A 14,014-nucleotide genomic window follows, 5' to 3' on the forward strand; every position below is an offset into this window, starting at 1 on the left:
AATGCCGCACATTCTGATCGTCGAAGACGAAACCATCATCCGCTCGGCCCTGCGTCGGCTGCTCGAACGCAATCAGTACCAGGTCAGCGAAGCCGGCTCGGTACAGGAAGCCCAGGAACGCTTCAGCATTGCCACCTTCGACCTGATCGTCAGCGACCTGCGCCTGCCGGGTGCCCCGGGCACCGAGCTGATCAAGCTTGGCCAGGGCACGCCGGTGCTGATCATGACCAGCTACGCCAGCCTGCGATCGGCGGTGGACTCGATGAAGATGGGCGCGGTGGACTACATCGCCAAACCCTTCGATCACGATGAAATGCTTCAGGCCGTGGCGCGCATCTTGCGTGACCGCCAGAACGCGCCGGCAGCCGCGCCGGCCCCGGCCGCCGAACCGCGGGCCAACGGCAAGGCCGCGCCAGCTGACAAAGGTGCCGCCGCCAATGGCGAGATCGGCATCATCGGTTCGTGCCCGCCCATGCAGGACATGTACAGCAAGATCCGCAAGGTGGCACCGACCGACTCCAACGTGCTGATCCAGGGTGAGTCGGGCACCGGCAAAGAACTGGTCGCCCGCGCCCTGCACAACCTGTCACGGCGCGCCAAGGCGCCGATGATTTCGGTGAACTGTGCGGCCATTCCGGAGACCCTCATCGAATCGGAACTGTTCGGCCATGAAAAAGGGGCATTCACCGGCGCCAGTGCCGGCCGTGCTGGCCTGGTAGAAGCCGCCGACGGTGGCACATTGTTCCTCGACGAAATCGGTGAACTCCCGCTCGAAGCCCAGGCACGCCTGCTGCGCGTGCTGCAGGAAGGCGAGATTCGCCGGGTCGGTTCGGTACAGTCGCAAAAAGTCGACGTGCGCCTGATCGCCGCGACCCACCGCGACCTGAAGAACCTGGCCAAGGCCGGGCAGTTCCGCGAAGACCTGTATTACCGCCTCCACGTGATCGCCCTGAAGTTGCCGGCCCTGCGCGAGCGCGGCAGTGACGTCAACGAGATCGCCAATGCCTTCCTCGCCCGCCAGAGCGCGCGCATCGGTCGTGACGACCTGCACTTCTCGGCCGAGGCCGAGCAAGCCATTCGTCATTACAGCTGGCCGGGCAACGTGCGCGAACTGGAAAACGCCGTGGAGCGTGCGGTGATCCTTAGCGAGAGTGCGGAAATTTCCGCCGACATGCTGGGCATCGACATCGAGCTGAGCGACCTCGAGGAGGATGACATCCTCGACAATGCTCTGGTCGCGGCCAGCGCCAGCAGTGCCAGCCATGAACCGACCGAGGACCTGTCGCTGGAGGACTACTTCCAGCACTTCGTACTCGAGCACCAGGACCACATGACCGAGACCGAGCTGGCACGCAAGCTCGGGGTCAGCCGCAAGTGCCTGTGGGAACGGCGCCAGCGCCTGGGCATCCCACGGCGCAAGAGCAACGCGACCAGCGACAACTGATTCAGATCTCCGTTGGCCTTACCGGCCTCTTCGCGGGCAAGCCCGCTCCCACAGGATTTACACAGTCTCTGACACTGCGTGATCCTGTGGAAGCGGGCTTGCCCGCGAATGGGCCGGCAAAGCCAATGCACACACCGGGTAACACCTCAGTTCCCGCACAAATCTGTTACCCAACCTTTCCGCCGTAACAGTTCACGAGGCGTACGGTAACGAAAAATCCACATTTCCAGCCCGCCGCCAAACGCAAAATTTCGCCAAGCCCTTGATTTCACTGGGTTTTGAAAAGTTGGCACGGCACCTGCTATATGTCTGGTACAAGAACAATAACAAGCACAGCAACTCAGAATAAGAACAAGACGAAACGGCTCACGCACAATAAGAACAAGACGGCGGAGGCGCAGCTAACTGATTCTTTTGGAGAGGATGCGTGTTTGGGGCTTGCCCCACGACCAGGCAGAGAACAACAAAAACTGCACTTCAAAGCAGCGCCTGAACTGGTTGGATCGAACGATCAACATGACGTCAGCGACCAAAGCAATCCGTTTGCTCTTTACCCCTGGATTGGGGGTCGTCCACAAGCTTCGAGATTTGTGGACAGGGCACTCAACAAAAACAAGAAGCCCAGTAAAAAAACAATAAGAGCACGCAACGACTTCTTGGGGAGCTTAGGCTCCCCTTGTCGTTTCTCCCCCTCGGCAGGGCCTCCTGCTACCGCCTACACCATTCCCCGAGTAAATGCTAGAATCCCCGCCCATCATGCGGCCATTCTCCTATTCTTGGCCGAACATTCCTTCAAACAGTGCATCCCATGCTGAAGAAGCTGTTCCAGTCGTTCCGCCCTCCCGTACCGGGCCAGCACCACAGGCGCACCACGCCTGATGTGATCAACAAGAGCCAACACTCGTTGCAGCGCCACCAGTTCAGCCGCCACGCGGTGAACATCGTCGAGCGCCTGCAGAGCGCGGGCTACCAGGCATATCTGGTCGGTGGCTGCGTCCGCGACCTGATGCTGGGCATCACGCCCAAGGACTTCGACGTCGCCACCAGCGCCACGCCCGAGCAGGTGCGTGCCGAGTTCCGCAACGCGCGCATCATTGGTCGGCGCTTCAAGCTGGTCCACGTGCATTTCGGCCGTGAGATCATCGAAGTCGCCACCTTCCGTGCGCCCCACTCCGAAGACGACCAGGGTGACAGCCACCGTTCGTCCCACAACGCCAGCGGTCGCATCCTGCGTGACAACGTATACGGCACTTTGGAAGAAGACGCGCAGCGCCGCGATTTCACGATCAACGCCCTGTACTACGATCCGGTCAGCGAGCGCATTCTCGACTACGCCAATGGCGTGCACGACATCCGCAACCGTCTGTTGCGTCTGATCGGCGACCCGACCCACCGCTACCAGGAAGACCCGGTGCGCATGCTGCGCGCAGTGCGCTTTGCCGCCAAGCTGGACTTCGGTATCGAGAAGCACACTTTCCAGCCGATCCGCAAACTGGCCCCGCTGCTGCGCGAGATCCCGCCCGCACGCCTGTTCGAGGAATGCCTCAAGCTGTTCCTCTCCGGCCAAGGGGCCATCGCATTCGAGATGCTGGTCGACCTGGAGCTGTTCGAACCGCTGTTCCCGGCCAGTGCCCATGCCCTGGAAGAGCGTCCGACCTACACCCATACCCTGATCAGCCAGGCGCTGAACAACACCGACCTGCGCGTCAAGCAGGGCAAGCCGGTAACCCCGGCCTTCCTGTTCGCCGCCCTGCTCTGGCCAGCCCTGCCAAGCCGTGTACTGCACCTGCAGAGCCAAGGCGTGCCGCCGATTCCGGCCATGAACGGCGCAGCCCACGACCTGATCGCCGAGCAGTGCGCACGCATCGCCATTCCGAAACGCTTCACCCTGCCCATCCGCGAGATCTGGGACATGCAGGAACGCCTGCCGCGCCGCAGTGGCAAGCGCGCCGACCTGCTGCTCGACAACCCGCGCTTCCGTGCCGGTTACGACTTCCTGCTGCTGCGCGAAAGCGCCGGCGAAGAAACCGACGATCTGGGCCAGTGGTGGACCGACTATCAGGATGCCAATGACAGCGAGCGCCGCGAGATGATCCGTGAGCTTGGCAGCCGTGACGAAGGCGCTGCTGCCGGCCCGCGCAAACGCAAGCGCAGTGGCGGCAAGCGCAAGCGCAGCGGTGGTGACGAGGCGTTCGAGTGACCACGCGCGCCTTCATCGGCCTCGGCAGCAATCTGGACGCCCCCGCAGAACAACTGCGCAGCGCCCTGCAGGCGCTCGACCAGATTGCCGACAGCCGCCTGGCGGGCGCTTCGGCGCTGTACACCAGCGACTCGCTGCTGCCCGGCCAGCCGCGTTACACCAACGCGGTAGCCGCCCTCGACACCACCCTGGCACCACTGCAACTGCTCGACGCCCTGCAAGCCATCGAGAACGACCAGGGCCGCGTGCGCAAGGAACGCTGGGGCCCGCGCACCCTCGACCTGGATATCCTGCTGTTCGGCGACCAGGTCATCGATCTGCCACGCCTGCAGGTGCCGCACTACCACATGCATGCGCGCCCCTTCGTGCTGTACCCCTTGGCCGAGCTGGTGGCAGACGACTTCTGTCTGGCCGATGGCCGCGCCCTCGCCGAACTGCTCCAAGCCTGCCCATTCGTCGGCCTGGAACGCCTGTAAACCGGGCGTTTGAGATAGTCACTCAGGCACGGTAACGCAAGTAACACCCTGTTAGTAACAATGCGGTAACAGGGTGATTGACTTCCCCCACCTCGCTCACGACTATAGGCGTCCCGTGTGGCACCAAGGTGCCGCATACCCGTATTTAGGCCCGGACGGACCTGTGCCCGAACATCACGCGCGATGATGTGCCGCTCCGGAAGATGACTACACGCGTTGTATGCAGTCGTTTTTCACAGCGCCTGAACGAGGATTTTCCTACATGCCTGAAGTAACCCTGACCACCCTGCATGGCCTCAAGGCCAAGGGTGAAAAGATCACCATGCTGACCTGCTACGATGCAACCTTCGCCAAGGCCTGCAGCCAGGCTGGCGTCGACGTGTTGCTGGTGGGCGACTCCCTGGGCATGGTCCTGCAGGGCCATGACAGCACACTGCCCGTCACCACTGCAGAGATGGCCTACCACACCGCCTGCGTCAAACGCGGCAATGATGGCGCGCTGATCCTGGCGGACCTGCCGTTCATGGCCCATGCCACTCCCGAGCAGGCGTTTGCCAACTGCGCCACGCTGATGCAGGCCGGCGCCCACATGATCAAGCTCGAAGGCGCCGCCTGGCTGGCCGAAACCATTCGCCTGCTGGCCGAACGCGGCGTGCCAGTGTGCGCGCACATGGGCCTGACGCCGCAGACCGTCAACGTCCTCGGCGGATACAAGGTCCAAGGCCGTCAGGAAGCGCAAGCCCGGCAGATGCGCGCCGACGCCATTGCGCTGGAGCAAGCCGGCGCGGCGATGCTGTTGCTCGAATGCGTACCGAGCGAACTGGCCGCAGAAATCACCCAGGCAGTGAGCATTCCGGTGATCGGCATCGGTGCCGGTAGCGCTACCGATGGCCAGGTATTGGTCCTGCACGACATGCTCGGCCTGTCGCTGAGTGGCCGGGTGCCGAAGTTCGTGAAGAATTTCATGCAAGGCCAGCCCGATATCCAGAGCGCGCTCACCGCCTACGTCAAGGCCGTCAAAGACGTTGCCTTCCCCGCTGCCGAACACGGATTCAGCGCATGAACACAGTCAAGACCGTCCGCGAACTGCGTGCCGCCGTCGCTCGTGCACGCGGCGAAGGCAAGCGCATCGGCTTCGTGCCGACCATGGGCAACCTGCACAGCGGCCATGCCGCGCTGGTGACCAAGGCTGCCCAACGTGCCGATTTCGTGGTCGCCAGCATCTTCGTCAACCCCTTGCAGTTCGGTGCCAACGAAGACCTCGACAAATACCCGCGCACCCTCGCCGCCGACCAGGAGCGCCTGCTGCAGGCCGGTTGCAATCTGCTGTTCGCACCCACCGTGGAAGAGATGTACCCGGACGGCATGAGCGTGCAGACACGAGTCAGCGTGCCCAACCTGTCCGAAGGCCTGTGCGGTGCCAGCCGCCCTGGGCATTTCGAAGGCGTGGCGACCGTGGTCAGCAAGCTGTTCAACATGGTCCAGCCAGACCTGGCCGTGTTTGGCGAAAAGGACTACCAGCAACTGGCGGTAATCCGCGCCATGGTGCGCGACCTGAACATGCCGATCCAGATCATCGGTGAGCCGACCGTGCGCGCCGAAGATGGCCTGGCGCTGTCTTCACGCAACGGTTACCTGACCCCTGAGCAACGCGCCACGGCGCCAGTGGTGTATCGCACCCTGCAGCAGATCGGTGAGGCGCTCGGCCGCGGCCAGGTGGATTTCGCAGCATTGATCGAGCAAGGCAAGGCACAGCTGAGCGCTGCCGGCCTGCGCCCGGATTATCTGGAAGTGCGCCATGCTGTGAACCTGCGCCCGGCAGCGTTCGGTGACCGGGACCTGGTGATTCTGGTTGCTGCTTACTTGGGTAATACCCGGTTGATCGACAACCTGTATCTGCATCTGGACGAGAAGACCGCATAACCTTCCGGGGCTGCTTCGCAGCCCCAAATTCCCCCTGCATACCCATTCCCTGCGCGCGGCCTTTGCCTATAATGATGGCCAGCCTGAACCCGGCAATGACTGCCCTGTCCAAGGCACATCTCGCATCAAGGAATTCCGCGCAATGGCGTATTACCGTACACCCCACGATGTTACGGCCCTGCCTGCCTGGCAGGCCCTGCAAACACACCGCGACGCCATGCAAGGCTTCAGCATGCGCGAAGCCTTTGCTGCCGACGCCAAGCGCTTCGACCAGTTCTCCCTGAGCAGCTGCGGGCTGTTCCTCGACTATTCGAAAAACCTGATCACCGACGAAACCCGTGGACTTCTGGTCAGCCTGGCCGAACAGGTTGGCCTGCAGGATGCAATCAAGTCGATGTTCAGCGGCGAGATCATCAACGCCTCGGAAGGCCGTCCGGTGCTGCACACTGCACTGCGCCGTCCGGTAGGCGACAAGCTCAACGTCAACGGTGTCAACGTGATGCCGGAAGTCCACAAGGTACTCAACCAGATTACCGAGCTGGTCGGCCGAATCCATGACGGCCTGTGGCGTGGCTACAGCGAAAAGCCGATCACTGATGTGGTCAACATCGGCATCGGTGGCTCATTCCTAGGCCCCGAGCTGGTCTCTGAAGCCTTGCTGCCTTACGCCCAGCGCGGCGTGCGTTGCCATTACCTGGCCAATATCGACGGCAGCGAGTTCCATGAGCTATCGGCCAACCTGCGCGCCGAAACCACGCTGTTCATCGTCTCGTCGAAGTCGTTCAACACCCTCGAGACCCTGAAGAATGCGACGGCCGCGCGCACCTGGTACCTTGCTCAAGGCGGCTCGGAAGCCGAGCTGTACCGCCACTTCATCGCGGTTTCCAGCAACAAGGCCGCTGCCGTGGCCTTCGGCATGCGTGAAGAGAACATCTTCCCGATGTGGGACTGGGTAGGCGGGCGCTACTCGCTGTGGTCCGCTATCGGCCTGCCGATCGCCTTGGCCATCGGGACCGCCAACTTCAAGGAACTGCTGTCCGGTGCCTACACCATGGACCAGCACTTCCAGACCGCGCCGTTCGACAAGAACATGCCCGTGCTGCTGGCCCTGCTGGGCATCTGGTATGGCAACTTCTGGGGCGCCAGCAGCCACGCGATCCTGCCGTACGACCATTACCTGCGCAACATCACCAAGCACCTGCAGCAGCTGGACATGGAGTCCAACGGCAAGAGCGTGCTGCAGGACGGCACCCCGGTGAAGACCGATACCGGTCCGGTGATCTGGGGCGGCGTCGGCTGCAACGGCCAGCATGCCTACCACCAGTTGCTGCACCAGGGCACCCAGCTGATTCCGGCCGACTTCATCGTGCCAGTGGTCAGCTTCAACCCGGTGGCGGACCACCATCAGTGGCTGTACGCCAACTGCCTGTCGCAGAGCCAGGCGCTGATGCTCGGCAAGACCCGTGAAGAAGCCGAAGCCGAACTGCGACAGAAGGGCCTGAACGACGCGGACATCGAAAAGCTCGCGCCGCACAAGGTGATTCCGGGCAACCGCCCGAGCAACACCCTGGTAGTCGAACGCATCAGCCCGCGCCGCCTGGGCGCTCTGGTGGCGATGTACGAACACAAGGTGTTCGTGCAAAGCGTGATCTGGGGCATCAACGCCTTCGACCAGTGGGGCGTGGAACTGGGCAAGGAGCTGGGCAAAGGTGTTTACCAGCGTCTTGTGGGAAGCCTCGAAGACAGCGCCGAAGATGGCTCCACCCAAGGCCTGATCAACTACTTCCGCGGCCGTCACCGCGGTTGACCTTTAACCTGCCCCGGCCTCTTCGCGGGTAAACCCGCTCCCACAGGTACTGCACAATACTTGAAATGTGTGCAAAACCTGTGGGAACGGGTTTACCCGCGAAGAGGCCGGGGCAGGTTGAACACTCTCCCCAGCTACACTGTCCATCGAATAGCCGTTGCCGTCCCTCCGACAAGAGCAGGACCACCCGCCATGTTCGATATCAAGCAGTATCCCCAGGCCCTGGCCGTCAGCCAGTCCGCCAGCCTTTCCCCCGACGACTACCAGCGCCTCTACCGCCAGTCGGTCGATGATCCCGACACCTTCTGGGCCGAACAGGCCAAACGCCTGGACTGGATCAAACCCTGGTCGAGCGTGCAGCAATGCGACCTGAAGACCGGCAGCGCCCGCTGGTTCGACGGTGCCCAGCTCAACGTCAGCTTTAACTGCATTGATCGTCACCTGGCCCAGCGCGGCGAGCAAACCGCCCTGCTGTGGGAGGGTGACGACCCCAAGGACTCCAAGGCCATCAGCTACCGTGAGCTGCACCGCCAGGTCTGCCGCCTGGCCAATGCGCTGAAGGCAAGAGGTGTGCACAAGGGCGACCGGGTGTGCATCTACATGCCGATGATTCCAGAAGCCGCGTATGCCATGCTCGCTTGCACACGCATCGGTGCCATCCACTCGGTGGTGTTCGGCGGCTTCTCGCCGGATGCCCTGCGCGACCGCATTCTCGATGCCGACTGCCGCACCGTGATCACCGCCGACGAAGGCGTACGCGGCGGCAAACGCATCCCGCTCAAGCAGAACGTCGACAAGGCCCTGAGCAGTTGCCCTGCGGTCAGCAGCGTGTTCGTGGTACGTCGTACCGGTGGCGATGTCGCCTGGAGCGAAGGCCGCGACCTCTGGTATCACGAAGTGACCGAAAAGGCCGGCGACGACTGCCAGCCCGAACCGATGGACGCCGAAGCCCCATTGTTCATCCTGTATACCTCCGGCAGTACCGGAAAACCCAAAGGGGTGCTGCATGGCACCGCTGGCTACCTGTTGCAGGCGGCGATGACCTTCAAGGTGGTGTTCGATTACCGCGACGGCGAGGTGTTCTGGTGCACGGCAGACGTTGGATGGGTCACCGGTCACAGTTACATCGTCTACGGGCCGCTGGCCAACGGCGCGATTTCGCTGATGTTCGAAGGCGTCCCCAACTACCCAGACACCTCGCGCTTCTGGCAGGTGGTGGACAAGCATCAGGTGAACATCTTCTACACCGCGCCCACTGCGCTGCGCGCGTTGATGCGCGAAGGCTCGGCGCCGCTGCAGGGAACCTCGCGCAAAAGCCTGCGCCTGCTCGGCAGCGTAGGCGAGCCGATCAATCCGGAAGCCTGGGAGTGGTATTTCGAAGAGGTCGGACAAAAGCGTTGCCCCATCGTCGACACCTGGTGGCAGACCGAGACCGGCGGCATCATGCTCACGCCGCTGCCCGGGGCACAACGGCTCAAGCCCGGCTGCGCCACCCAGCCGATGTTCGGCGTGCAACCTGCGCTGCTGGATGAACAAGGCAAACTGGTCGAAGGGCCCGGCGCCGGGCTGCTGGTGATCAAGGCCAGTTGGCCAGGGCAGATACGCAGCGTCTACGGCGACCACCAGCGCATGGTCGACACCTACTTCAAACCCATGCCCGGCTACTATTTCACCGGTGACGGCGCCCGCCGCGATGCCGACGGTGACTACTGGATCACCGGCCGCATCGATGATGTCATCAACGTCTCCGGGCACCGCATCGGCACCGCCGAGGTGGAAAGCGCGCTGGTGCTGCACGACAGCGTCGCCGAGGCTGCCGTGGTCGGCTATCCCCATGACCTCAAGGGCCAGGGCGTGTATGCCTTCGTTACGCCCATGAATGGCATTACCCCGGACGATACGCTCAAGGCCGAGTTGCTGGCGCTGGTCAGCAAGGAGATCGGCAGTTTCGCCAAGCCAGAGCTGATTCAGTGGGCCCCGGCCTTGCCCAAGACCCGCTCGGGCAAGATCATGCGGCGTATACTGCGCAAGATCGCCTGCAACGAACTGGACAATCTCGGCGACACCTCGACCCTGGCCGACCCGAGCGTAGTCCAGGGACTGATCGACAAACGCCTCAATCAATAGCGGGCGGCCACTTTCCCTGGCCGTCCTGACCCACAGGACGCCATGGAAGCCCTACGCCGACGCATCGAAACCCAGCTCATGAGCCTCACCGGGCTGGCCCTCGGCCAGCTCGACCTTGAATCCCCCAAGGGTGACCCCGGCCTGTTCGGCCCCCACAGCATCAGCTGGCGGGTGCATGGCGACTTTCCGAGCATGCTGGTTGGCGGGATCAGCGCCCTGATGCTGCAACTGTTGCACCCGCTGGCCCTGGCCGGAGTGTGGGACCATTCCAATTTTCGCGAAGACCTGCTCGGTCGCCTGCGTCGCACCAGCCAGTTCATCTCCGGCACCACGTTCGGCTCCACCCGGGATGCCGAGTGGTTGATCGACAAGGTGCGGACCATCCACGTGCAGGTGACCGGGACTGCACCGGACGGCCGTCCCTACGCTGCAAGCGACCCCGACCTGCTGACTTGGGTGCATGTGGCCGAAGTCAGCAGCTTCCTTGCTGCCCACCTGCGCTACCGTGATCCGCAACTGTCACGCGCCGGTCAGGACGCTTACTACGCCGAGATCGCCCTGATTGCCGAACGCCTCGGTGCCCGTGGGGTGCCACGCTCCTGCCAACAGGTCGAGGACTATCTGCAGCAGATGCGCCCACAGCTGCAATGCAGCGCCCGTAGCCTGGAAGTGGTCGGGATCCTGCTCGAAGCCCCCGCACCCAGTCGCCTTGCCGAGCCAGTGGGCAAGTTGATGCTGCAGGCGGGTATCGACCTGCTGCCGGATTGGGCCCAGGCCCTGCTCGGCCTTCAACAGGGGCCGCTGCAACGACACATGATCCGCCTTGGCCTGCAGCGCACGGCACCGATCCTGCGCTGGGCCATGCGTGACGGTTCGGCGCACCGGGCCAGGCGGCGCATGGGTATCGAGTGAGGGGAAACTGGTCGCCTCAGCGGAACCGATTTAACGTGCCATACTCCAAGCACTCCTGCTTAGACAGACGAAGCGACACATGTACAAAGGATTGACTCGCGCCCTCGGCGCCCTGTTGGCTCTCGTGGCCCTCTACAGCCTGCTCGGCTTCCTCATCCTCCCTGGTGTCGCCCTGCGGATCGCCAACCAGCAGCTGGCGCAATACGCTACCGTGCCCGCGCATCTGCAACGCATCGAACTCAACCCCTTCAGCCTCGAGCTGACCTTGTGGGGACTGCAACTCGGCGAGCCCGGCAAGGAGCAGGTCGGCTTCGAACGGCTATACGCGAACCTGGCACTCGACAGCCTGTGGAAACGTGCACTGCACCTGCAGGCGATCGAACTCGACAAGCCCCGCAACGAGGTGCTGTTCGCCAAGGACGGCACGCTCAACCTGACCCAACTGTTCAAGTTGCCAGCCAGCGAGCCCAGACCGGACACTCCCGCCGGCGATCCCTTCCCGCTGCGTATCGACAGCATCAGGATCAGCGGCGGCTACCTGCATTTCGAGGACGTGCGCCCGAGCGAACCGATCGAGTTCCTCTACGACGACATGAACCTGGAGCTGAAGAATCTCAGTACCCTGCCCGACGACAACGCCGACATGACCTTGGTGGCGCTCGGTCCCAATGGTGGCCGCGTCGACTGGAACGGCACCCTCAGCCTGGCGCCGATCGCCTCGAAAGGCACGCTGAAAGTCACCGACGGCAAGATGAAGCTGTTCTGGCCCTATGTCCGCGATGCCCTGCCCCTTGTTCTCGAAGACGGCGTGGTCAACCTCGATACCCACTACACGCTCAACCTGTCCAAGGAAACCGAGCTGTTGCTGGACAACACCTCGGTCAAAGTCGCGCCGTTCGCCATCAAGGCACCCGATGGCCGGCCATTGGTGCGCCTGGCCAACCTGGAGGTGAGTGAGACGTCCATCGACCTGGCCAGGCAGCTGGTCACCGTCGGCAAAGTCCGCAGCGAAAAACTGGAAACCTGGGCAGCCCTGGAAAAGGACGGCCAGCTCGACTGGCAGAAGCTGTTCGCCAGCCAGCCGGCCAAGCCCACCCCGAAAGAAAAAGCCGAGCCGGCGACTGCCGAGCCCAGCGCAGATGAAAAGGCCGCGAAAGCGCCGAGCAAGCCCTGGCAGGTACTGCTCAAGGACGTGCAGCTGCGCAACTATCAGGCTCACCTCGCCGACCGCAGCCAGAAGGAGCCGGTGGCGCTGGACGTGGGCCCGCTGAACCTCGATATGCAAGGTTTCGACAGCCTCAACCAGTCGCCTTTCACCCTCAAGCTCGACACCGGCATTGGCAAGCAAGGCAAGCTGCAGGCGGCAGGTGAAGTGAATCTGGCGCCGGTCACGGCCAAGCTCGATGTCAGCACCCGTGACATCGACCTGCGCGTCGCCCAAGCCTACATCAGCCCGTTCATTCGCCTTGAGCTGCGCAGTGGCATGCTCGCCAGCGACCTCAAGGTCAACCTCACGAGCACCGAGCCATTGGCCTTCAGCGTTGCAGGCAAGGCTCAGGTCAACCAGCTGCACACCCTGGACACCATCAAGGGCCGTGACTTCGTCAAATGGCAGCAAGTGAACGTAGATGGCCTGTCATACGTGCACGGTGATGCCCTATCGATCGACAAGGTGACCCTGCTGCAGCCCTACGCACGCTTCATCATCAACGAAGACCGCACCACCAGCGTCGACGACCTGCTGATCCCGCAACCGGCCGGCGCGCCTGCCAGCAGCCCGGCCAAGCCGGCCAGTGCCACTGCCGGCAAGCCACTGGGCATCCGCATCGGCCAGATCGACATCAACGATGGCTCGGCCAACTTCGCCGACCTGACCCTCACCCCGAACTTTGCCACCGCCATCCAGCAGCTCAACGGCCAGATAGGCACCATCGACAACCGCAAGCCGACCCCGGCCAAGGTCGACGTCAAAGGCAAGGTCGACCGTTATGCCCCGGTCACCATCAAGGGCGCACTCAACCCGTTCAACCCGCTGGCCAGCCTGGATATCGCCACCAGCTTCAAGCGCGTCGAACTGACCACCTTGACGCCCTACTCCGGCAAGTTCGCCGGCTTCCGCATCCGCAAGGGGCGGCTGAACCTTGACCTGCATTACCTGATCACCAACGGTCAGCTCAAGGCCGAGAACAAGGTGGTGGTCGAGCAGCTGCAACTGGCTGAGAAGGTCGACAGCCCGGATGCCGTGGACCTGCCGATCCGCCTGGCGATCGCGCTGCTGAAAGACACTGAGGGGCGGATCTCCATCGAACTGCCAGTTTCCGGTGACCTGAACAACCCGCAGTTCAGCGTCATGCCGATCGTCTGGCAGACCCTGCGCAACCTGGTACTGCGTGCGGCGCAGGCGCCGTTCAAGTTCATCGGTGGGTTGATTTCCGGTGGTGGCTCGGAAGACCTCGGTACCGTGGCGTTCGCCCCAGGCTCAAGTGAACTTAGTGGCGATGCGCAGTCGACACTGGACAAGCTCGCATCCGCCCTCAAGGAACGCCCGGAGCTGCGCCTGGAGATCGAAGGCACCAGTGCCCAGAGCAGCGACGGCCCATTGATCGCCCAGCAACGTCTGGAACGTGAATACCAGGCGAACTGGTACAAGATCCTGCAACGCCGTGGCGACAAGGTACCGGCCAATGCCTCGATGCTGCAGGTCGATGAGCGCGACAAGCCGGCGATGCTCGAAGGCATCTACCGGACCCGCCTGAAGCAACAACCTCCCGCCGAGTGGGAGCAGTTGAGCCGTGACGAGCGCACCGCCAAGCTGCGCGAGGCGGTGATCAAGTCCTGGGCTGAAAGCACTGCATTGCTGCGTACCCTTGGCCAGGAGCGGGCCAGCAGCATCAAGGACTACCTGGTCGACAAGGGCAAGCTCGAGGATGACCGGGTGTACTTCATCGATACCAACCTTGGGCAGGCCGAGAGCGATGGGCGGGTGATTACGCCGATGCACCTGGATGCCGAGTAGTCAACAAACCTGCGTGCGCCCTGTAGGAGCGGCCTTGTGTCGCGAAAGGGCCGCACAGCGGCCCCTGGTATTCAATGTTGGTGCGGAGATCGAGGGGTCGCGTTGCGGC

The 14,014-nt window shown here is 62.9% G+C and carries 9 protein-coding genes; all 9 read left to right on the forward strand.

What is annotated here, in order from left to right; translation table 11 throughout:
• Position 1 precedes the first annotated feature (1 nt).
• The 9 genes from ACTORR_RS10095 (at position 2) to ACTORR_RS10135 (ending at position 13,905) form a co-directional block, all read left to right on the forward strand.
• Positions 2–1,444: a sigma-54-dependent transcriptional regulator gene (locus tag ACTORR_RS10095; protein WP_054885621.1), complete on the forward strand. Its 1,443-nt coding sequence runs from the start codon at positions 2–4 to the stop codon at positions 1,442–1,444.
• An 808-nt stretch (positions 1,445–2,252) separates the two neighbouring features.
• Entirely contained in the window at positions 2,253–3,644 is a 1,392-nt protein-coding gene (locus ACTORR_RS10100; RefSeq protein WP_313364698.1) for a polynucleotide adenylyltransferase PcnB, read from the forward strand.
• On the forward strand, positions 3,641–4,120 hold the full coding sequence (folK, locus tag ACTORR_RS10105) for a 2-amino-4-hydroxy-6-hydroxymethyldihydropteridine diphosphokinase (protein ID WP_054885623.1): 480 nt from the start codon (positions 3,641–3,643) through the stop codon (positions 4,118–4,120). The genes ACTORR_RS10100 and folK overlap by 4 nt, the downstream gene beginning before the upstream one ends.
• A gap of 262 nt (positions 4,121–4,382) precedes the next feature.
• Complete coding sequence (gene panB, locus ACTORR_RS10110) at positions 4,383–5,183, forward strand: 3-methyl-2-oxobutanoate hydroxymethyltransferase (RefSeq protein WP_054885624.1); 801 nt, start codon at positions 4,383–4,385, stop codon at positions 5,181–5,183.
• On the forward strand, positions 5,180–6,043 hold the full coding sequence (gene panC, locus ACTORR_RS10115) for a pantoate--beta-alanine ligase (RefSeq protein ID WP_054885625.1): 864 nt from the start codon (positions 5,180–5,182) through the stop codon (positions 6,041–6,043). Before panB ends, panC begins: the two co-directional genes overlap by 4 nt.
• Before the next feature lie 142 nt (positions 6,044–6,185).
• Positions 6,186–7,850, forward strand: coding sequence for a glucose-6-phosphate isomerase (gene pgi, locus ACTORR_RS10120; protein WP_054885626.1), 1,665 nt, complete (start codon positions 6,186–6,188; stop codon positions 7,848–7,850).
• A gap of 192 nt (positions 7,851–8,042) precedes the next feature.
• Positions 8,043–9,977, forward strand: a complete 1,935-nt coding sequence (acs, locus tag ACTORR_RS10125; protein ID WP_262108859.1) for an acetate--CoA ligase — start codon at positions 8,043–8,045, stop codon at positions 9,975–9,977.
• A gap of 42 nt (positions 9,978–10,019) precedes the next feature.
• On the forward strand, positions 10,020–10,889 hold the full coding sequence (locus ACTORR_RS10130) for an oxygenase MpaB family protein (protein WP_054885627.1): 870 nt from the start codon (positions 10,020–10,022) through the stop codon (positions 10,887–10,889).
• Positions 10,890–10,968: 79 nt separating this feature from the next.
• Positions 10,969–13,905 (forward strand): DUF748 domain-containing protein, encoded by a 2,937-nt coding sequence (locus tag ACTORR_RS10135; RefSeq protein ID WP_286934128.1) that lies wholly within the window; start codon positions 10,969–10,971, stop codon positions 13,903–13,905.
• Positions 13,906–14,014 lie beyond the last annotated feature (109 nt).

This window comes from Pseudomonas sp. SAR267, from assembly GCF_052077595.1.
Classification (GTDB): domain Bacteria; phylum Pseudomonadota; class Gammaproteobacteria; order Pseudomonadales; family Pseudomonadaceae; genus Aquipseudomonas; species Aquipseudomonas vlassakiae.